Genomic DNA, 21,011 nt, shown 5'->3' on the forward strand with positions numbered 1-21,011 from the left:
GACTACTGTGCGTTGGCGGTGGAAGTGATGTCTGCGGGTGCGGCGAGGTGACCGAGTACTGCTGTAGCTGCCGCAACTTCGGGCGAAACTAGGTGCGTCCGACCCCCAGGTCCTTGGCGGCCCTCGAAGTTCCGGTTGGACGTCGAAGCGCTGCGCTCTCCAGGTGCAAGCTGGTCGGGGTTCATACCCAGACACATCGAGCAACCTGCGGTGCGCCACTCAGCGCCGAACTCCTCAAAGATTGTGTGCAGGCCTTCTTCTTCCGCCTGCTGCTTGACCTTGGCAGAGGACGGCACGACCAGCATGCGGGTCCCCTCCGCGATTTTTTGGCCGCGCACAACCTCTGCAGCGGCGCGCAAGTCTTCGATGCGCGCGTTCGTGCACGATCCCAGAAAGACCGTATCAATCTTGATGTCACGCAACGGCGTGCCAGGGGTCAACCCCATGTACTGCAATGCCTTTTCCGCGGCCTGCCTCGCACTGTCGTCTCCGAAGTCCTCAGGATCAGGAACAGAGGCGCTCAGCGGCAAGCCCTGGCCAGGATTGGTACCCCAGGTGACGAACGGGGTAAGCGTCGAGGCGTCGATCTCGACGACGGCGTCGAACTTCGCGCCGGGGTCAGTTGGCAGCGTCTTCCAGTACGCCACTGCGTCGTCCCAGTCCTTCCCCTTCGGCGCGTAGGGACGTCCCTTAACGTACTCAAATGTCGTCTCATCGGGTGCCACCATGCCGGCACGGGCGCCTGCCTCGATGGACATGTTGCAGATGGTCATGCGCGCTTCCATGGACAGCTTTCGGATCGCCTCGCCACGGTATTCAATGATGTGCCCTTGGCCGCCGCCAGTACCAATCTTGGCGATGATTGCCAGGATCAAATCTTTCGCACTCACCCCAGGTTGCAGCGTTCCACTGACCTCAATCGCCATCGTCTTGAACGGTGCTAGCGGCAGCGTCTGGGTCGCCATGACGTGCTCTACCTCAGAGGTACCGATACCCATGGCGATCGAACCGAACGCGCCGTGCGTCGACGTATGCGAGTCGCCGCACACAATCGTCATGCCCGGCTGGCTAATGCCCAGCTGCGGACCAACGGTGTGGACGATGCCCTGTTCCTCATCACCCATTTCGTGCAGCACAACGCCGAACTCTTCACAGTTCTTTCGCAGCGTCGAGACCTGGGTGCGCGAGGTCGGGTCGCTAATTTCTGTCAGCTCGCCAGAAACGATGCCCGTGGTTGGCACGTTGTGATCTTCGGTAGCAAGGTGCAGCTCTGGGTGGCGCATGCGGCGCCCGTTGAGGCGCAAACCATCAAATGCCTGCGGTGACGTCACCTCGTGCAGGAGTTGAAAATCGATGTAGAGAAGATCAGGCTGACCGTTCTCTCCACGGGTGACCACGTGATCACGCCACACTTTTTCCGCCAGCGTTAATGGCTTTTGGCCCATCTTGCTCCTCCTCAACAGTCGCAACCACCTCCCACCGAGTGAGATGGTAGAATCCATGACGTGAGACAGTATAGCGAAGACTCTGGAATTAAAGTGCTCGATCGCTCGATTTCCATCGTACGAGCGGTCGCAGGCGGCGACAAAACCCTCGCTGAGCTCAGCGAAGCAACCGGACTGCCCCGAGCGACGACTCACCGAATAGCCACTGCACTGGAAGTGCATAACGTCCTAGCAAGGACAGAGGACGGACAATGGACGATCGGCCGCGCACTCTCCCACTTTTCAGGGCACTCCTCCCCCCGTTTGCTCTCTGCCGCCGCACCAATCATGCGCAACCTCGTTGAAGTCACTGGCGAGTCCGTGCAGCTCTACAACCTCAGCGGAGACACTCGCACCTGCATCGCGGCAGAAAAGCCCGAGAGCGGCCTCACCTACACAGTTCCCGTGGGCTCGCAGCTCTCACTCACCGCAGGCTCAGCTGCCCGTGTGTTCGCCGCCCACTCACTTATCGACGCCTCTCCGTTTCCCTCGCAAGACCTCGAGGCGATCCGTGTAACCGGACTCGCTGAGTCAATCGCAGAGCGTGAAGTTGGGCTGGCGAGCCTGTCTGCGCCCATCACCAACCCAGACGGATCAGTCATCGCTGTCCTTTCCGTTTCCGGGCCGGCCGAGCGGCTCACCCCCACCCCAATCGAAAAGTGGGGCCCCGAGCTGCATGAGGCTGCTCAGGAGCTCACCGAGGCCCTGCGGTAACCCTTGATTGCTGGCGGCGCTGCCCGCCAGCAACAAGTCCAGCACGCTTCGCTCTCACCGTTCTCATTCCGAGATACACCCAGGCGGCCACAGCACACCCCGACAGAACCGCCGGCAACGGTTGGTGCAGCAACGTATTCGACGTCGTGGCCGCTGCAAACGCTGCGAAGTTGAGCCACACGTCATACACAGGGGCGATGAACTGGTGGTTCAACACATGCAGGGCTGCGATGATCAGCCCGCACGCGAACGTGATGGAGAGCAACACTGTAATCAGCACGTGACCAGCGTACTCCCTATCACTACTTTGTTAGCTCGTGGCGTCCAACGTGAGCTCACGGCCATTTTGGTCCTGAACAGGACGAGCATTCTTGCCGATCAGCGATTCGAATGCTTGCAGTTGCTCAGCTGAGGCAGTTACCGGCTGCGTCATTACGATCCAGCGAACGTTTTCAGAGCAAGGTGGCGTCGTCAAAGAGCCTCCATACGTGATGTACTCATGTGATGCTGGAAGAGCATTCGCGATGTTGATCTCCTCCTGAGAGATATGTGAGGTATCCACGTTCTCTGGCGCATTATCAAGCAGATACTGCACTAGCTCGTTCGGTGCACCTTCCTCAAGCAGAATTCCGAGGACTGTAATGTCACCTGCCGCATTCTTGTGTACAAAGTGGATCTCGCCAGGAAGCTGCTTACCGTCGACCTCGTGCTCTGCAGGAGTGTGCATGTGCAGCTGCGCGAGCTCCAGATCTTCACCGTCGAGAGTTACCTTCTGCGTTGTCGACGGCGTGTACTGCAACGTGTGTCCGTTATTCAGAACTTCACCCGTGCTGGCAGCATATGCAAACTCTATGTCTGCCAAGTCTTCAGGGGTAGCGTCACTCAAGTTGATTGGGCTTTGCTCCTTGCCATTTCCACAGACCTCGAATTCGGTCGAAAGGTCGCCCCAGCGCTCTGGAGCACCGTCTCCTTCGTACCCCCAGTGCGCTTCACTGGCCGGGGCGGCCTCTGACGATGTGGATGGTGCGCTCGTGCCAGCTTGCGAGCAGCCGCCCAGCAGCAGTGCGCTAGCAGCCACCGCTGCAAGCGCCGCAGAATGAGCTTTTCTCATGATATGTTCACGTTCCTTTCATCTTGGAGTTTGGTCCTCCGATGGTACGCGAACTGCGCAGCCTGTAAACTACATGCCTTTGAAGCACAAAAAGAAAGGCAGCCAGTGCTTGCACTGACTGCCTTTGTACCCCGTACGGGATTTGAACCCGTGTTACCGCCGTGAGAGGGCGACGTCCTAGGCCGCTAGACGAACGGGGCGCGCTCGCTTTTTGCGACTCGTTAACAATAAACGTCGCCCTATGAACTCTCCAAATCTGCAGGCCACGCGCCGCTTTCCCGCAACGCGCCCTCGATGGTTGGCCATGACGCTCGCAGCATATGCTCAAACACTCCCCACGTATGGGTTCCCTCAACGATTTCATGCCACGTCACGTTGAGCCCTTGCTGCTGTGCTGTCTCAGCGAAGTACTTCGAGCATGCATACGAAGTTGCTTCGATTACCATGGGCGCTCCGAGCCTCTTTGACGATGCCTCCTCGTCAATCGCGCCGGGCACGCCCTGTGCGGCCCCCAGCCATAGCGTGGTCCCGCGTAGTCGCTCCAGGTTAAGAATTGGCGAGTGCCGCCACCACGCCCTGTTCGACGACGTCCCCCACATGTTGACCGGGTTCCCCTTGTTCATTGTCACCCCTGACGATGTGTAGATACCGCCGAGCACGCCGGTGGTCGCCGGGCAGCCCGAGTAGGATGCGGCCGCCACGAACCGATCCGGAGCATTCACGGCGATGTCCAGCGCAGGGCCGCCAGACATCGAGATGCCGGCGATGGCGTCGTGCCCGTTGCCGTGGAACTGGGCGTCGATAAGTGGCGGTAACTCACGAGTCATGTAGGTGAGCCACTTGTTCGTACCTGTAGCCGGGTCCTCTCGATACCAGTCGGCCTGCATTGAAGACACTGACCCCTTCGGTGTCACCACATTGACGAGCTTGCCAGCGAAGAACGCTTGATAGTCCGAGGAATTCGCCCAGCTGTAGCCGCCCGCAGCGCCGTCTGCCCCCATCATGAGGTAAAACGTTGGTCGAGGCGCGGTGCCACGCGGCAGCAGCACATCATTCGTCACCTCTCGCTGCATCGACGGCGACCACACCGTGAGTTCCCACAAGTCCCCTTCAACTTGGCGCATAGACCGCAGCTCAGCGGGCGGCGCTTCATGCGCTGGAAACGTTGCTGATGCATCTCCTCTCGACGAACCAGTGGAGCTTCCCGGATACAGCTGGTACATCGATGACCCCAGCTCTCCCCTGCCTAACGCAACCAACACCGCTGCGGGGATGGCGAGCAATGGCACTGCGGAACTCAGGCTGAGAACCGCCAACACCACGCTTGCGGCATCAAGCACGCTCGACCCTGACCGCGAAGGCTCGCCTGTGAAGATCGACGACAGCGGATTGTTCTGGGCTGAACTGGCCTCCGCTTCAGCTGGCGGTACCTGCGCCTGGGCAAGCAGTACTACCACCGAGACTGCTAGGACACAGCGTTTTCGTACAGGGATCGGCATAGGGAAACTGTACCAACCATACTGACGGACCGACCAAGGTAAACAAAGCAAAACAGCCAGTGCAACGCACTGGCTGTTACTTGTACCCCGTACGGGATTTGAACCCGTGTTACCGCCGTGAGAGGGCGACGTCCTAGGCCGCTAGACGAACGGGGCATTAGGACACAGAACCAAAGTTCTGTAGCTGGCCTACCTGGACTCGAACCAAGAATGACGGTACCAGAAACCGTTGTGTTGCCAATTACACCATAGGCCATTGTTTTTCTTCACTCACAAGACTAAACTGTGTCTTTCGTTTTGCCTTGCTCGCTCTGAACAACGATGACTACTATAACCATAAAGCCCAATACGGCACAAATCGCCTGGTCATAATAGAAAAAGAGGTATCGCAAACCATGCGATACCTCTTCGACTTCGCCAATGCTCGTTAGGCCCGTTAGGCCCGTTAAGCCTCCGGCGCAGTGTACGGAGTAACCTCACGCGCAGCGCGCAAGCGCGCCATCGTGGACTGCTTACCAAGCAGCTCCATCGACTCGAAGAGTGGTGGAGAAACCTGCTCCCCGGAGATTCCAACACGGAGCGCACCGAACGCAACGCGTGGCTTCAACTCCAGTTCTTCGATCAGCGCGGTGTGCAGAGCCTTCTCAATAGACTCAGTAGTCCAGTCATCTTCGGCAACGGCGTCGAGTGCCGCAATGCCGGCGTCGAGAGGCTGAACAGCAGTGTCCTTGAGGTTCTTCTTCGCCGCTTTCTCGTTGAGGACAAGATCTGCATCCGGAGTAACAAGGAACTTCAGCAGTCCATACGCATCTGACAGGACCTTGATACGGGTCTGAACCAACTCGGCGGCGAGTGCGAACTTGTCAGCCGGGTAGTCGGCTGGGAAGTCGGTGAACTCAGTCAGGTAATCACGCAGGCGCTGTTCGAAGTCCTTTGGCTCAAGCAAGCGGATGTGGTCAGCGTTGATCGCCTCCAGCTTCTTCTGGTCGAAGCGCGCAGGGTTACCCAGCACATCAGAAACATCGAACGCCTCGACAAGCTGATCAACGCTGAAGATGTCTTCATCAGAAGACAGCGACCAGCCCAGCAGCGCGAGGTAATTGATCATGCCCTCCGGGATGATGCCGTTGTCGCGGTGATTAAACAGGTTCGATTCCGGATCGCGCTTGGAAAGCTTCTTATTGCCCTGCCCCATCACAAACGGCAGATGCGCAAACTCAGGAGTGAACTCAGCGACGCCGATACGCTGGAGCGCCTCATACAGAGCAAGCTGGCGCGGAGTCGAAGAAAGCAAGTCTTCGCCACGCAGGACGTGCGTGACCTGCATCAGCGCGTCATCAACTGGGTTGACCAGCGTGTACAGCGGCGCACCGTTCGAACGTGCAACAACGTAGTCTGGCTGCGTCTGCGACTTGAACGTCACTTCGCCACGCACCAAGTCGTTCCAGGTCCAGTCCTTGTCCGGCATGCGCAGACGCCAAACTGGCTTGCGGCCTTCAGCCTCGTATGCAGCGACCTGTTCTTCAGTCAGGTCGCGGTCGAAGTTGTCGTAGCCAAGCTGGGGGTCGCGCCCTGCCGCCTTGTGCCGCGCCTGAACCTCCTCGTTCGTGGAGTACGCCGGGTAGACCTCCCCGGCTTCGATCAGCTTGTCCAGGACTTCCTTGTAGATATCCATTCGCTGCGACTGGCGGTAAGGCTCGTGTGGGCCGCCTACCAAAACGCCTTCATCCCAATCCAGGCCCAGCCACTTCAAGGAGTCGATGATTGCCTGGTAGGACTCTTCCGAGTCACGTGCGGCGTCGGTATCTTCAATGCGGAAAATCAGCGTGCCGCCACTGTGTCGTGCCTGTGCCCAGTTGAACAAGGCCGTACGCACCATACCGACATGGGGCGTACCTGTTGGAGACGGACAAAATCGGACACGCATCTTTGCTGGTTTATTCATGTGCTTTATCGTAGCGCCCCTGCCCCATCAAGGCGCATATGGCAGGCCCTTAGTACGGGCTACGGGACTGCGCCTAGTAAAATATGACCACATGTGTTCAGCCCGCCCCACCACTGCGCCCGACTTCCTGCTTTCCCGAAGCACCGGTTCAGTGCGCACGCAAGGTGCCAATCAAACGTTCTCAGACGCATGGAAAGCTATCGACGCCCTCGAGTCCGGCGACGTCGAGATGGTGGTAGGCGCTCTCCCATTCGATAAAGACACGCCCGCGGCGCTGACAGTGCCCGAATCCATAGTCCGGGAATCTGGCACGCTCGAGCCTCATCCTTACTATCGAGTCGGCCCAGGCTCAAAGCTGCACGCGTCGCTTATCGACGTCGATCCCACCCCGGAAGAACACCTGCGCCGGGTTGAAGCAGCGGTCTCCACGATCCAGGGGTCCATGTTGGACAAGGTGGTCCTTGCTCGTGCAGTGGACATCGCATTCGATCCACCCGTCGATCCTCGCCTGGTCGCCGCGCGCCTGATTGACCTTTCTTATACCCGCGACGGGTTCATCGCAGACCTCACACCGAGCGGGCGTGTCGGCCACTTCTTCGTGGGCTCATCACCTGAGGTTTTGGTGCGCCGCAAAGGCAATATCGTGAGTTCGTATCCGCTAGCAGGATCAGCTGCCCGTGTCCCACACGACCCTGCGGCTGATGAGGCGAATGGTCAGGCACTCTTTGCTTCCGCCAAGGATCGCGACGAGCACGCGTACGTGGTCGAGCACATCCGCGAGATTCTGGCGCCACTGTGTTCCCAACTCGACATTCCAGACGGACCACAACTGGATAAGACTTCAGAAATGTGGCATCTTGCCACCCCAATCCGCGGCGTTCTGAAAGACCCTGCGCCAACAGCGCTCGACCTTGCGCTTCGCCTCTACCCCACCCCAGCTGTTTGCGGTACCCCGCAAGCCGCGGCGGAGGCGCTCATCACCACCGCAGAGACCGACCGAGGGTTCTATGCTGGCACCGTCGGCTATACCGACAAGAGCGGCGATGGCGAATACATGGTTGCGATCCGCTGCGCGGAGGTCAACGCCGCGGGCACTCAGGCTCGCGCCTGGGCTGGCGGCGGGCTCGTCGCAGATTCCGTCCCGCAAGATGAGCTCGACGAGACCACAGCCAAACTGCGCACCATCATGCGTGCGCTCGGCCTTTAGCCCCAACTAGGCGCGCGCCACCGGGTTAGTCAGCGAGCCGATACCTGGGATCTCAATCTCAATCACGTCGCCCGGGACCATTTCCGCGGTCCCCGCAGGTGAGCCAGTTGCGATGACATCGCCCGGAAGCAACGTGAATGACTCGCTGACCCACTCGACGATTTCGCCGATCGACTTAATCATCTGGTCCGAGTTGGAATCCTGCTTTGTCGCAGTCTCCCCCTCATGTGTGAGGTGCGCCTTGATCGGCAGCGAATCAAAATTGAAGCGCTCAAGATCTGTCTCAATCCATGGCCCTAGCGGAGCGAAGGTATCCATGCCCTTCGCGCGTGCCCACTGCCCATCGGAGAACTGGAGATCGCGCGAGCTGACGTCGTTAATAATGGTGACACCACGCACTACCGACTTCCACTGGTCCGCTTTCACGTTCTTACACGGCACGCCGATGACGAGTGCAAGCTCTCCCTCGAACTCAACGCGGGTAGCGAACTTGGGGATGCGAATTGGCGCGCCGGGACCGACAACTGCTGTCGGCGGTTTGATGAAAATCGTCGGCGGCAAATCATCCGCGGTCTGTTGAAAGACTTCCTTGACGTGGTCCGCGTAGTTGCGGCCGACTGCCACAATTTTCGACGGCAGCGTCGGTGCAAGCAGCCTCACGTCTTCAAGCTTCCACTCTTTGCCGGTGAACTCGGGGTCGGTGAATGGTGTACCAGCAATGGCACGCGCGGTCGTCGCCGCTTCATCAATGACAGCGAAGGTCATGCCTTCGGGTGTAGCAATTCGTCCAAAACGCATAGGGACGAGCATACAACCCCGAAGGCTGCTCGCACTTTATTGGTAGCTCACGAACCACGGCCGAGGTTGGACGTCGTTGTATGTCTGCTCCGGGCTAAAGGTTGGGGTGTCCTCGTCGATAAAGTTCTTCCACGCCATGAAGTAATCAGCACTCAAACCTTGACGCAGGACGTTCCAGGTATCAAACTTCTGCTCCGGCACGCCGTGGCCGTCCGCGTGGAGCACCCACGCCAATTCCGGCTGGTCAGTGCGGATATTTTCACGATCCGGGTACATGTCCAGCCTGAACTGGTGCAGGATGAGCATCTTTTGTGGCAGTTTGTGCTCTCGAACGAGGGCCGCAAGCCAATCAGCAACAGCATTAATTTCGCCCGAAGTTGCCGACCCGATACGGGACAATGGCTGCTCGCCGGGATTCAGCTTCCACTCGGCATCGAGGGCCAACCCCACGTTCGGCCGAAGCAGGAGCTCTTCGTAGAGTCGAGCCTGGTGAAGGAAATCACCCTGACCGGGCTGGAGGTCGAGCACCGCGTAGCCACCAGCCTCAGTGATCGCATCGATGTACGGTACGAGGTCCTCGATCGCTGTCTCGTTGGAGTAGTCGCCGTCAGGGCCAGGAGATTGCGAAGCCACCGTGACAATAATCTCGAACGCAGGGATCACCGGCTGCCCGTCCAACGGTTGGTACTGTTGCGCATACGATGTTGCTAGCTGGGCCGCTTCAGCCGGAGGCTGCTCCCCCATAACGCCGAGTGCTGGGCCCGACGGGTGCCCGTACAGCGCAATCATGCGCCGTCCGGGAAAGACAAGACCGCCACCTCCAGGTAATTCACCGTGCGTCGCGAGCGTGATCTTGTCCCGGTACATTTCGGTGTTGCCCCATTGCAGTCCAAGGGCGAGCGTGTCTTGCTCCAGCACTGTGCGCATAGCGTCTGAGGTGACACGTGGATCCGGGAACTGCAAGACTTCGAGTTCCGCACCTGCTGCACGCGCGGACACGGCGGCTCCAAGCGACGTCTCCTCCGTCACCAGGACCGGTGGCAGTGTGAGTGCCCCAGGTTGCTGTGGCTGCGTAGCCGCAACTGTGGCGATATCACGCTCAGGGTTGTCGCTTTGCAGCGGCTCCACGCCCGCTTCCTCTGATGGCGTGATGACTTCGGTGGCGCCTAGACGTTGAATCTCTACATCAACAGTCTCGTCTGTACCTGGCCAACGCACTAACAAAGGGATGCCACGTTCCAGGGCGATTGCCGCACCAAGCAGTTGCGACTCCCGCTCCTTACCCGCGACAACCACAGCGTCCGACGTTGGATACAACCGCTTCGAAACTTCCGCGCCGGTACCGTCTGGGTCTTGAATAACCTCGGCACCGGACATCTCCAAGGCTTGCGCGCCCTGCGCTCCTTTTTCGGCGTCGCCAGTTGCACACGCACTCAAGCTTGCCGTTGCGACACCGAGCGCAACGATGACGCTGCCAACACGATGCCGGGTCGAAGCCATCTTCAATGTCTCCCGCCTTTCCTACACGGAGGTCCTGTTTAAATCTGGCCTCAACCCTACGTGGTTACCTCAGCGCGGCAGCAATCCGCTCGCCAACCTCAGTCGTCACTATCTCAGCCCCTTCGCGGCCCGTCACTTCCTTTTCCACGGCCGCTTCAATTTTCTGGGCATTGTCTTCATCGCCGAGGAAGCGCAGCATCATCGCGACGGAGAGAATCATCGCGCACGGGTCGGCGATACCCTGACCTGCAATATCCGGTGCAGAACCGTGGACTGGCTCAAACATCGAAGGCGTGACCTTTGCCGCGTTGATATTGCCCGAGCACGCAAGGCCCACACCACCCGCAACTGCGCCGGCCAAGTCAGTCAAAATATCGCCGAACAGGTTATCCGTCACAATGACGTCGTACTGCGAAGGGTCGCTGACCATGTAAATGGTCGCCGCGTCGATGTGGTGGTAGTTCGTGGTCACCTCTGGGAACTCCTGCGCGACCTCGTCGAAGACTCGCTGCCACAAACCACCAGCGTTGACCAGGACGTTCGTTTTGTGCACAAGAGTCAACTTTTTGCGGCGCTGCTGAGCAAGTTCAAAGGCGTAGCGCACGACGCGCTCAACACCGTAATAAGTGTTTTGAGAAACCTCGGAGGCAACCTCATGCTCGGTACCTTCGCGCAGCGTGCCACCATTGCCGGCATAGAGCCCCTCGGTTCCCTCGCGGACAACTACAAAGTCAATGTCACCCGGCCGTGCCAGCGGCGAGGTCACACTCTTGTACAGGCGCGACGGGCGCAGGTTGACATAGTGATCCAGCTTGAAGCGCAGTGGCAACAGGAGCCCGCGCTCAAGCACACCAGCGGGAACCTTTCGCGGGTCCCCGACTGCGCCGAGCAGGATTGCGTCATGTTCACACAGCGCCTCGAGGTCACCGTCCGTGAGCAGCTCGCCGTTACGCAGGTATCGACGCGCACCGAGGTCAAAATCCGTGGTATCTACGTCCGAGCGAACAGCATTCAGAACTTTGAGCCCCTCTGCCATCACTTCAGGGCCGATGCCGTCCCCACCAATAACAGCAACCTTCATTTTTGGGATTCCTTTCTCACCAGACGGACAGTGCGTTTAGTGTAACACTGTCCGCCCGTGAGGGAACCGCCTTTAGGAATCCAAATCGAGCTGGATCGAAGTGGCGTCGATAGACTGCGCGATCTGCTCCTCGAGCTGCTCTGGAACTTCCTTATCCACGCGCAGGATAAGCACCGCACCGTCGCCCTTCGTGGTGCGAGTCAGCGCGGCAGCATCGATATTGATATCGTGCGCACCAAGCTGCGAACCCACCTTTCCGAGCGCTCCAGGGACATCGGTGTAGCGGAAGAACAAGTTGCGGCCTTCCGCACGCATGTCTACACCGCGACCATTGATGCGAACGATCTTCTCAACGCCCTCCAGGCTCGTCAGCGCGCCAGTCACCGTAGCGGTCTGCCCTTCTGCCCCAACGGCCTGGACCTCGAGCGCGCTGCGGTGCGTCAGTGCTTCAGTCTCTGTCTCGACCGTATAGCTCAATCCGCGGGCCTCAGCGATAGCAGGTGCGTTCACAAACGTCACAGGCTCATCGACGATGCCCGAGAACAGACCGCGCACAGCAGACAGGCCCAACAGGTTGACTTCCTCCGTGGACAGCTCACCGCGAGCCGTCACCTTCAGCGATACCGGAGCCTCTTCCAGTAGCTTGCCTGCAAGCAGCCCAAGCTTGCGCGACAAGTCGAGCCAACGAGCTACCTCCTCGCCCGCGTTGCCACCAGCAACGTTGACAGCATCAGCGACGAACTCGCCGGCCAGTGCCTTCAACACAGAATCCGCAACGTCAGTACCCGCGCGGTCCTGCGCCTCAGCCGTAGATGCGCCAAGGTGCGGCGTTACGACGACCTCTTCGAGTTCAAACAGCGGCGAATCCGTGCACGGCTCGGTTGCATACACGTCGAAACCTGCACCACGAATGTGGCCAGACTTGATGGCGTCGGCAAGCGCCTGCTCATCAACGAGGCCACCGCGGGCCGCATTGATAATGATCTGTCCCGGCTTGGCCTTCGAAAGCAGCTCCGCATTGAACATGCCTGCAGTTTCTTTCGTCTTCGGCAAGTGGATCGTCACAAAATCTGCACGAGCCATCAGCTCCTCGAGCTCGACGAGCTCGACACCCATCTGCGCTGCACGCGCAGGGTTCGCGTAAGGGTCGTATGCGACGATCGTGGTTTCGAACGCAGACAGACGGTGCGCGAACAGCTGGCCAATGTGCCCGAAGCCGACAATGCCTACGGTCTTGCCGAAGATCTCGGTGCCTTTAAACGCCGAGCGCTTCCACTCACCATTACGCAGCGTGGAATCAGCTGCCGGAATCTGGCGAGCGGTAGAAAGCAGCAATGCGATTGCGTGCTCACAGGCTGAGTGAATATTCGAGGTCGGGGCGTTAGCAACCATCACACCGTGCTCGGTTGCCGCCGGAATATCAACGTTGTCAAGACCGACACCAGCACGGCCGATAATCTTAAGGTTTGCACCTGCTTCGATCACCTCACGATCGACCGTCGTTGCTGAGCGAACAAGCAGCGCGTCCGCGGCGGGGACTGCCGCGAGCAGCGCCTCACGGTTTGGGCCATCTACCCACTGGACTTCCACCGCGTCGCCAAGTGCGTCAACGGTTGACTGGGAAAGTTTATCGGCGATGAGGACAACAGGTTTCGACATAAGAATGGGGTCTCCTGAGAATCAAACAGAGTGGATACCCCGAACACCTTAATAGGTCAGTTACCGGTTGTCCTGCGGTTAGCCTGATACTTTTCTTCCGCTTGCGAAATCCTGCGCGATAGCTCGTCGCTGGTCCCGAAATCGGTTCCAAGTGCAACGAGCGGGCCGTCCGCTAACCCTGCAAGAGCAAATAGTGTTTCAAAGGATGCTCTCGGGTCCGGCTCGTCCACGAAGACAACCTTCGCCCCAAAGCTGCGCGCATTCGCGATCGCGGCAATCGAAGTATTCGCCGTCGCCACAACCAACGGAGCCATATCGGCATCCCTGCGGGAGAGAATCGGGAATGGTCTTGCCTGCGCCCCCTTCATCACGGCAGGGTCCGCCCACGCGGCTCTCAGCCAGGTCGGCTCACGCGAGCGCAACTTCGCCACTTCCTGCGCAGCAGACTCGGGTGAGGATATCAATCGTTCCTCAAACATCAGCGACGTCATCGGGCCTAAAGCTCCCCGCCCACCCGGGTCGCGGTACACACGCATCCGTCCAGTGGTTTGCGCCAGTGGCACATCACCAACCGTAAGCACCGTATAGGTATGTAAACGCTCGGTTTCTTGCAGAATCTCGTTGTGTCGGTTCGGGTCGTAGACCAACATCGGGGCGTGGGCAACAACGGCGATTGAGGCAGCTCGCAGCTGTGCTTCTACTGAAGGATCCGACACCACTAGCGTCTCGGAAGCACGGAAGAAATACTGCAACGATGCAAGCCCCGTCCGGTCTGCTAACACGACAGGATGCTGCTCAAACATCGCTGATACATGGCGCGACTGGTTGACTTTCCTCGCCTCTCCCAGCGGGCCTAATTGTTGCTCTGGCGAGCAAGCAACAAGCAGCGTTGCCACGCACAACAATGCGAGGCAACGCTGCCGTATCCCAACCTGCTTAATCCTCTTCGCCTTCCGGCTCTTCCTGCTCAACTTCTGGCGCCTCAAACTCAGGCTCTTCAGCAGCTGGTGCAGGTTCTACTTCTGGCTCGGGCTCTTCGGAGAAATCAACCTCTGACTCAAGTGGGCCATCAATATCGCGGATCACGGCCTTATCAAGCGCATACTCGACAATCCCGACGAAACGTTCGCGACGATCCGCCAAGAACTCCGTCCACTGAGAGTTCAGCAAGAAAATTGGCGTCATCTCATGGCCTTCGAGGACTTCATCAAACTCGTCGTCGTCCATGAGCGACTTCGACTGCAGGCGCGGAATGTAGCGCTTCGGCTGATTGTCCTCAATCAGCACATCCGTGCGCTTACCCATCGGCGTGCGGTTGAGCACCGACTGTGCAACGACTGGGTCAGCACCAATGTCGTCACAAAACGCAGGTGGGAACACAGTGTTGAAGTACGGCTGCAGCTCCGCAAACGTCTCCCGGTTGAACGGCTTTCCTGTCCTCCAGTCGAGCGCGCCGCGTGCCATCAGCAGTGCGTACAGTCCGCGGTAGACACCGCTTTCCTCCGTCGCCGTAAGCAAACGAGACTCCGAGAACGTGGCGTCCGACACTGTACGTGGCGTCGCGTCAGTCTCTTGCAGCACCCACGGGGTGACCTCGGTAACGTCGAGGCCCGCACGGATCGTCGGTGCGTGCGCACCGTAGAGCTCTCCGAACACACCCGACCAGTACCAGCGGTTGAGACGGTCCTTCGACTCCTGGCTACGGTCCCACTGCGGATGCTCTGCCAAACGCGCCAAAATCGTAGCCAGTGGCACAATCTGCGAGGTGTACGGGACCTGATCCACGCTGAGAATACAACGCTCAGCCATAAACTCAGCCGCCGCCTTAAACGCATCCGCCATTTCTTGCGCATGCTGGCGGTAGTCATCGAGGGAAAGGTTCAAGATGTCGCCGCGGTGTCCAACAGCGTGTCCATGCCGACTCGTCAGCAAAAGTGACATCGCACGGAGGAATTCAATGCGCCCAATGTCATCCAAAGCTGGGTACTCGCGCAACTGCTTTTCGACGCCCCGCCAATGCTCAGCAAGCAAAAAGTCAGGATCTTGCGTAGCAAACATGGCCGTCAGCAACTCGAAAACATCCATCTGGACACCCGCCGAGTTTGCGTGGGCGAAGATTTGGCCAACGCCAATCTGCGAGGTCTCCCGGTCAATGCGGATCACTGGAACATCGTAGGCCGGCATCCAGCGCATGACTTCGTTCAGGAAGAGCTTGACCGCGTCGCGCATTTCATGATCCTCGGCATCCGCCGCCATGTCTAAAAGCAGGTCATTGCCCTCTTTCCAGAGCAACAGCGACACCGGCACGACACCGTGCTTCAGCATGTCCTCCCGGTTCCGGATGCCCTCCGGAATATCCGGTCCAAAGTGCGAACGGATCTGGCCTTCTTCGTCAACAGCGAAGACTGCTTCAACCGGCATTGGATCGGCAGAGACGGCCGTCCGCACATCCACAAAGAACTGGCGGTGAATGCGTCGACCAAGGAAGTCTACGGTCGGGACGATGCCGTCGCCCTTAAATGCGTGGTATAGCGAAGTGAGGCGCTGCTGGCCGTCGAGAAGCAACAGCCCCGGTTGCGGTTCCTTGACGCTCGGCTCGAGCCCTTCGAGCGGGCGCGGGCGAAATCGCATTGGTGTCCCGCGTGTATCCAACGCGAGGAACGAGCCGATTGGATAGCCGCGCAAGACTGAGGTAACCAGGGTGCGAATGCGGTCAACATCCCAGATATACTCGCGCTGAAAATCGGGTAGCTGCAGCTCTCCGCGCTCAGCCCGCGCGAAGAGATCCTTGAGTGAATAGCTTGGCGTAGTAAAACCCATAAGTCATACTTTAGAACAGAATCAACAAACATTCTCGTGGCCGCGGTGTTCGGGCAGCTCAACCTGGATCGTGGAATGCTCAATCCCCAGCTCACGCAATACTTCTTGGGCGTCGTCGAGAACACGGGCTCCTTGCTCACCAGGGTGCTTAACCACGTGAACCGTCGCTAATACGGACACCCCATCGAGCGACCACAGGTGCAAGTCATGGATATCCACCACACCGGCAATTGCTCGCAGGGCCGGTTCGACGCTCTCAACATCGAATCCCGGAGGGACCTGCTCCAGTAGCACCTGGAGGGAGTGACGGAGCAGCGACCACGCCCGTGGCAACACCAACGCCGCGATCAAGAAGGAAGCGATAACGTCCGGCAGCTGGCTGCCAGTAAAAGCAATCACCGCACCGGCGACGAGCACCGCAACCGAACCGAGCATGTCCACAAGTACGTGCAAAAACGCGCCCTCAACGTTGACGGAGTTTTCCCTTTGGCTATGCAGCACCCACGCAGATACCGCGTTTGCGACCAAGCCAATGAGGGCGATCACCATCATCGGTGCCGTGTCAATCTCAGTAGGTGCAGAGATTCGACGAATTGCCTGCACCACGATCCAGACAGAAATCACAAGCACCGTCAGCGCGTTGGTCGCCGCGGCCAGTACTTCAACGCGCCGATATCCATACGTGGCCTTCATCGAGGCTGCCCGCTTCCCTATCACCACGGCGATCACCGCAATGATCAGTCCAGCAGCGTCCGACAGCATGTGCATGGCATCGGCCATCAGCGCCATCGAACCGGTGAGCCAGCCACCGATCAATTCTGCGAAAAAGACCACGCTGGTGACTCCCAGCGCGATCAGCAGGGCACGCAGTGGCGCGTCGCCGACGTGATCGTGGTCGTGCGTGTGAGCGTGGTCATGGCTATGCGACATGCCGTGATTCTAATCCACCTTTGGATATCGGTAAAGCGGGCAACTTCGGAAGCAATCAGAACGATTTTTGCTAGCCTGGACCAAAAAGAAAGGAAACACGTGACTCAGCAACCATACGAAACCCCAAACAACCCCCCACTCGAGGTACCAGAGGAGCGACGCCACCTTCCCGCTCCATCCGAGCCAACTCCGCAGAACGGCGGTTGGTGGAAGTGGCTCCTTGGCATCCTCGTCTTCCTCCTTCTCGCATGGCTACTGTGGTCCCTGTTCGCCGGCGGCCAAAGTGAAGAAGAATTCAACAACAACCAGCCCAGCGTGACGGCAACTGAAACCGTCGATATCACCACCACGATGACAGAAGACACCACGGAAACAGTTGAGCCTGCTACCGAGACGAACACTGACGCTTCCGAACCGACAGTGCCGGAAGAAGTCACTACCACAGTGAATCTCGACGAAGTCCTTAGCGACGCACCCGAATCCGAGACGGCACCAGCGCAATAGCGCAAAGCACAAACAAAACTGGGAGTGACCCTTCTGTTGGGTCGCTCCCAGTTTTTACGCTATGAGAAAGCCTAGGCGGTCTCATTCAGCGGGTTCTGCACCCAGCTCATCATCGAGCGCAGTTCCTTGCCGGTCTTCTCAATCGGGTGCGAGGAGACCTTGGCGCGCAGGTCCTCCAGCTCCTTGTTACCGTTCTTCACGTTCTCAACAAGGCGCTTGGTGAAGGTGCCATCCTGGATATCACGCAGCACGTCACGCATGCGGTCCTTAACGCCCTCATCGATGAGGCGCGGACCAGACAGGTAGCCACCGAACTCTGCGGTATCGGAGATGGAGTAGTTCATGTTCGCCATGCCGCCTTCGTAGATCAGATCCACGATCAGCTTCATCTCGTGCAGGCACTCGAAGTACGCCATTTCTGGCTCGTAGCCAGCCTCGACGAGGACATCGAAGCCCGTCATGATGAGATCCTCCAGGCCACCGCACAGAACGGCCTGCTCTCCGAACAGGTCGGTGACGGTTTCAGCCTCGAAGGTCGTCGGGATGACACCGGCACGAGCACCACCGATTGCTGCAGCGTACGAGAGTGCCAGGTCGCGGCCATTGCCCTCCGGGTCCTGCTCGACAGCAATCAGGCACGGCACGCCCTTGCCCTCAGTAAACGTACGACGCACCAAATGGCCCGGGCCCTTCGGCGCAACCATGCCCACGATGATGTCGTCCGCTGGTTCAATCAGGTTGAAGTGGATGTTCAGGCCGTGACCGAAGAACAGGGCGTCGCCAGCCTTCAGGTTTGGCTCAATATCGTTGCGGAAGATTTCTGCCTGGGAAGTATCCGGTGCCAGCAACATGATGACGTCCGCCCATGCGGAAGCATCAGCGTTGCTCTTGACCTCGAAGCCAGCCTCCTTGGCCTTTTCCGCGCTCTTCGAGCCCTCACGCAGGCCGATCACAACATCGACGCCGGATTCACGCAAGTTCTGCGCGTGCGCGTGGCCCTGCGATCCATAGCCGATTACTGCAACTTTCTTTCCCTGGATGATGGACAGGTCTGCATCCTGGTCGTAAAAAACTTCAATAGCCATGAGTCGGCTCACCTTTCTTTATGCGTATGGAGAAATATATCGGAGTTAATAGCGTCGCGCTTAGGATTGCGATGCCATTGTTTCGGCGCCGCGCGAAAGCGCGACATCACCGGAACTCGCAAGCTCGCGAATTCCGAAGGGCTCGAGTACTTCAAGCAACGCCCGCAGCTTTGCGGGCGTGCCCGTCGCTTCAATCACGAGGGACTCGGGCGAGACGTCGACGACACGTGCGCGGAAGATGTTCGCGGCATCCACGACCTGCGGCCTGTTACTGTTGTCCGCGCTCACCTTGACCAGCATCATTGATCGGGCGACGGTGGCGTCGTCGTCAAGCCTCTGGACTTTAATAACCTGGACGAGCTTGTTGAGCTGCTTCTGGATCTGCCCAACGGAGTACTCGCTCGCATCGACCACGATGGTCAGCCGGTTGATGCCTTCGGTCTCAGTGCTTGCCGACACAAGCGAGACCATGTTGTAGCCACGGCGCGTAAACAGAGCGGATACGCGCGTAATGATGCCATCGACATCCTGCACAAGCACCGACAGCCTATGCCGAGTGATTGTTTGCACTGGTGCCATCTTATTTCGCTCCCTCTGTTTCATCTTCGAGTGTCGTCAACACTTCGTGAATTGCTTCTGGGGTTTCCGCGGCGGATTCCTCCATGTCGAAGAACGGCCGCATCCCGAGCGCGTACTGCATGTCTGAGTTCGAAGCGCCCGCAGCGACCATCGGCCAAACCTGTGCGTCCTCGCCGACGATGAACTCAACTACGACCGGCCGATCATTGATACCGCGCGCCCACTCAATCGCGGGGACGACGTCCTCTTCCTTCGTGACGCGAACAGCCTGCGCCCCGAGTGCCTCAGAGAGCTTCACAAAGTCAGGGACGTATGCCTCTTCCCCACCGAGCTTGGTGTGCGAGTAGTTGCCTTCATAGAACAACGTTTGCCACTGGCGGACCATGCCGAGGTTGCCGTTGTTAATCAGGCAGACCTTGATTGGCAAGCCCTCCATCGCCGCGGTGGTGATCTCCTGGTTCGTCATCTGGAAACAACCATCACCGTCGACGGCCCATACCTCTTTATCGGGCATCGCGGCCTTCGCACCCATAGCGGCTGGCACCGCATACCCCATGGTGCCGGCACCGCCGGAGCTCAACCAGTGACGAGGTTTATCGAAGTCCAGGAACTGCGCTGACCACATCTGGTGCTGGCCAACGCCGGACGCGTAAATCGCATCCTTTCCGACGGTCTTCGACAGCATCTCGATCACAAACTGCGGAGAAAGCTTCCCATCGTCTTGCTTGTCGTACCCACGCGGGAACCGCTCCTGGAGATCCTGAAGCCGCTCCATCCAGGCGTCTATCTTCGGCGCCGGAGTATTCGGCGAGCCTGTAAACGCTGCAGTGAGCTGAGCAAGCACCTTCTTCGCATCACCGACGATCGGCACATCAACTGGACGAATCTTCCCGATCTCTGCCGGGTCGATGTCAGCGTGAATCGTGTCCGCGTGAGGCGCGAAAGTGTCAACGTCGCCGGTCACGCGGTCATCAAACCTGGTTCCGATTGCGATCAGGAGATCCGCTTCCTGCAGGGCACCAACCGCCGGCACGGTGCCGTGCATGCCAGGCATGCCCATGTAGCACGGATGGTCCTGCGGGAATGCGCCCAACGCCATCAAGGTAGTCACCACTGGGATGCCAGTGGCCTCGACAAGCTCAAGCAGCTCCTTGTTCGCAGCAGACTTGACGACGCCACCACCGATATATAACACCGGCCGCTTCGCCTGCGAGATTCGCTCCGCAGCCTTCATTACCTGTTCGCTGAGCGGCTCGTCAGCGGGAACATACCCAGTCTCGAGCAGTTTCGGCGGCCACGAGAACTCCATGAGCTGTGCCTGAACATCCTTCGGGATGTCCACAAGCACCGGACCCGGACGGCCACTAGATGCGATGTGGAATGCAGTTGCAATCACACTCGGGATCTCGTTGACGTCCGTGACCATGATGTTGTGCTTAGTGATTGGCATCGTAATGCCACGAATATCCGCCTCTTGGAACGCGTCGGTTCCGATCATTGACGAACCTACCTGGCCGGTGATGGCAACAATCGGGACCGAGTCCAGATAAGCGTCACCGATCGGTGTGACAAGGTTTGTGGCCCCCGGCCCGGAAGTGGCGATGCACACGCCAACCTTTCCAGAAGCAACCGCGTACCCTTCTGCGGCGTGGCCTGCACCTTGCTCATGGCGAACCAGCACATGCCGCAGCTTCTCTGCTGCGAACAGTGCGTCGTAAAGAGGAAGCACCGCGCCACCGGGGAGGCCAAAGACAATCTCGGTACCTAGCTCCTCAAGACTGCGAACGACAGCGTCGGCTCCGGTGATCAGCGGCGCGGTGCGCTCATCACCAGGCTGCGTCGATGCATTCGTCGGGGGCTTGTGTGAAGCAACCACGATGTCGAGCTCCTTAGTGTTTCAAATAACAACAACCATCGAATCAGATCTAAAACAAAAGCCCCCGACCAAGCCGTGTGGCTGTCGAGGGCGCTTGAGTTCGCGACTGACTAGGCAAGCAGTCCGCTACGGCAAGCGCCGGTGCGGAATAAGAATGACTAGTACGTGCGAAATGATCATGAGTTGAATCATACACATTCCACAGGGGAATGTGAGGGA

General features: G+C 58.8%; 18 protein-coding genes and 3 tRNA genes. 3 read left to right on the forward strand and 18 right to left on the reverse strand.

Translation table 11 applies throughout. The annotated features are described in order from the left end of the window. Positions 1-2: 2 nt before the first annotated feature. Positions 3-1,445, reverse strand: coding sequence for a 3-isopropylmalate dehydratase large subunit (gene leuC / locus HMPREF3170_RS08705; protein ID WP_070479151.1), 1,443 nt, complete (start codon positions 1,443-1,445; stop codon positions 3-5). A 60-nt stretch (positions 1,446-1,505) separates the two neighbouring features. Between leuC and HMPREF3170_RS08710 the strand changes: the two genes are divergently transcribed. After that, on the forward strand, positions 1,506-2,198 hold the full coding sequence (locus HMPREF3170_RS08710) for an IclR family transcriptional regulator (RefSeq protein ID WP_070479153.1): 693 nt from the start codon (positions 1,506-1,508) through the stop codon (positions 2,196-2,198). Here the strand turns inward: HMPREF3170_RS08710 and HMPREF3170_RS08715 are convergent. The 7 genes from HMPREF3170_RS08715 to gltX form a co-directional block, all read right to left on the reverse strand. Further along, on the reverse strand, positions 2,179-2,478 hold the full coding sequence (locus tag HMPREF3170_RS08715) for a hypothetical protein (RefSeq protein WP_070479154.1): 300 nt from the start codon (positions 2,476-2,478) through the stop codon (positions 2,179-2,181). The genes HMPREF3170_RS08710 and HMPREF3170_RS08715 overlap by 20 nt on opposite strands. A gap of 30 nt (positions 2,479-2,508) precedes the next feature. Beyond that, positions 2,509-3,309 (reverse strand): carbonic anhydrase, encoded by an 801-nt coding sequence (locus HMPREF3170_RS08720; RefSeq protein ID WP_070479156.1) that lies wholly within the window; start codon positions 3,307-3,309, stop codon positions 2,509-2,511. A gap of 127 nt (positions 3,310-3,436) precedes the next feature. Continuing rightward, positions 3,437-3,509, reverse strand: a tRNA-Glu gene (locus HMPREF3170_RS08725). Between the two features lie 39 nt (positions 3,510-3,548). Next, the gene (locus tag HMPREF3170_RS08730) at positions 3,549-4,808 is read right to left on the reverse strand and encodes an alpha/beta hydrolase (RefSeq protein ID WP_168161638.1); all 1,260 of its coding nucleotides are present in this window, start codon (positions 4,806-4,808) and stop codon (positions 3,549-3,551) included. An 83-nt stretch (positions 4,809-4,891) separates the two neighbouring features. Next, positions 4,892-4,964: transfer RNA gene (locus HMPREF3170_RS08735), tRNA-Glu, on the reverse strand. A 28-nt stretch (positions 4,965-4,992) separates the two neighbouring features. Beyond that, positions 4,993-5,064 (reverse strand) — tRNA-Gln (locus HMPREF3170_RS08740). 189 nt (positions 5,065-5,253) lie between these two features. After that, entirely contained in the window at positions 5,254-6,753 is a 1,500-nt protein-coding gene (gene gltX, locus HMPREF3170_RS08745) for a glutamate--tRNA ligase (RefSeq protein ID WP_070479159.1), read from the reverse strand. A 91-nt stretch (positions 6,754-6,844) separates the two neighbouring features. Between gltX and HMPREF3170_RS08750 the strand changes: the two genes are divergently transcribed. Beyond that, a complete protein-coding gene (locus HMPREF3170_RS08750; RefSeq protein ID WP_070362569.1) occupies positions 6,845-7,960 on the forward strand; it encodes an isochorismate synthase in 1,116 nt (371 codons plus the stop codon). A 6-nt stretch (positions 7,961-7,966) separates the two neighbouring features. Here HMPREF3170_RS08750 and HMPREF3170_RS08755 read toward each other — a convergent pair whose 3' ends face one another. From HMPREF3170_RS08755 to HMPREF3170_RS08785, 7 genes are all read right to left on the reverse strand, one after another. Then, positions 7,967-8,758 carry a fumarylacetoacetate hydrolase family protein gene (locus tag HMPREF3170_RS08755; RefSeq protein WP_083290949.1) on the reverse strand — a complete coding sequence of 264 codons (792 nt, stop codon included), beginning with the start codon at positions 8,756-8,758 and terminating at the stop codon, positions 7,967-7,969. A gap of 36 nt (positions 8,759-8,794) precedes the next feature. Continuing rightward, a complete protein-coding gene (locus tag HMPREF3170_RS08760) occupies positions 8,795-10,258 on the reverse strand; it encodes a cell wall-binding repeat 2 family protein (protein ID WP_070362571.1) in 1,464 nt (487 codons plus the stop codon). A gap of 64 nt (positions 10,259-10,322) precedes the next feature. Then, a complete protein-coding gene (locus tag HMPREF3170_RS08765; RefSeq protein ID WP_070362572.1) occupies positions 10,323-11,339 on the reverse strand; it encodes a 3-isopropylmalate dehydrogenase in 1,017 nt (338 codons plus the stop codon). Between the two features lie 72 nt (positions 11,340-11,411). Beyond that, complete coding sequence (gene serA, locus HMPREF3170_RS08770; protein ID WP_070362573.1) at positions 11,412-12,998, reverse strand: phosphoglycerate dehydrogenase; 1,587 nt, start codon at positions 12,996-12,998, stop codon at positions 11,412-11,414. 56 nt (positions 12,999-13,054) lie between these two features. After that, the gene (locus HMPREF3170_RS08775) at positions 13,055-13,894 is read right to left on the reverse strand and encodes a hypothetical protein (RefSeq protein WP_240492716.1); all 840 of its coding nucleotides are present in this window, start codon (positions 13,892-13,894) and stop codon (positions 13,055-13,057) included. A 40-nt stretch (positions 13,895-13,934) separates the two neighbouring features. Then, positions 13,935-15,818: a DUF262 domain-containing protein gene (locus HMPREF3170_RS08780; protein WP_070479163.1), complete on the reverse strand. Its 1,884-nt coding sequence runs from the start codon at positions 15,816-15,818 to the stop codon at positions 13,935-13,937. Between the two features lie 21 nt (positions 15,819-15,839). Then, entirely contained in the window at positions 15,840-16,748 is a 909-nt protein-coding gene (locus HMPREF3170_RS08785; protein ID WP_070479164.1) for a cation diffusion facilitator family transporter, read from the reverse strand. Between the two features lie 99 nt (positions 16,749-16,847). Here HMPREF3170_RS08785 and HMPREF3170_RS08790 point away from each other — a divergent pair, with 99 nt between their 5' ends. Then, positions 16,848-17,252: a hypothetical protein gene (locus HMPREF3170_RS08790; RefSeq protein ID WP_070479166.1), complete on the forward strand. Its 405-nt coding sequence runs from the start codon at positions 16,848-16,850 to the stop codon at positions 17,250-17,252. A gap of 71 nt (positions 17,253-17,323) precedes the next feature. On the opposite strand, the gene ilvC is transcribed toward HMPREF3170_RS08790, so the two are convergent. The 3 genes from ilvC to HMPREF3170_RS08805 are packed head-to-tail and all read right to left on the reverse strand — an operon-like array spanning position 17,324 to position 20,792. Continuing rightward, positions 17,324-18,337, reverse strand: a complete 1,014-nt coding sequence (gene ilvC, locus HMPREF3170_RS08795; protein WP_070362577.1) for a ketol-acid reductoisomerase — start codon at positions 18,335-18,337, stop codon at positions 17,324-17,326. A 60-nt stretch (positions 18,338-18,397) separates the two neighbouring features. Beyond that, a complete protein-coding gene (gene ilvN, locus HMPREF3170_RS08800) occupies positions 18,398-18,916 on the reverse strand; it encodes an acetolactate synthase small subunit (RefSeq protein ID WP_070362578.1) in 519 nt (172 codons plus the stop codon). A gap of 1 nt (position 18,917) precedes the next feature. Beyond that, positions 18,918-20,792, reverse strand: coding sequence for an acetolactate synthase large subunit (locus HMPREF3170_RS08805; protein WP_070479167.1), 1,875 nt, complete (start codon positions 20,790-20,792; stop codon positions 18,918-18,920). Positions 20,793-21,011: the final 219 nt, after the last annotated feature.

It is taken from the genome of Corynebacterium sp. HMSC08D02, assembly GCF_001807505.1.
GTDB lineage: Bacteria > Actinomycetota > Actinomycetes > Mycobacteriales > Mycobacteriaceae > Corynebacterium > Corynebacterium pseudogenitalium.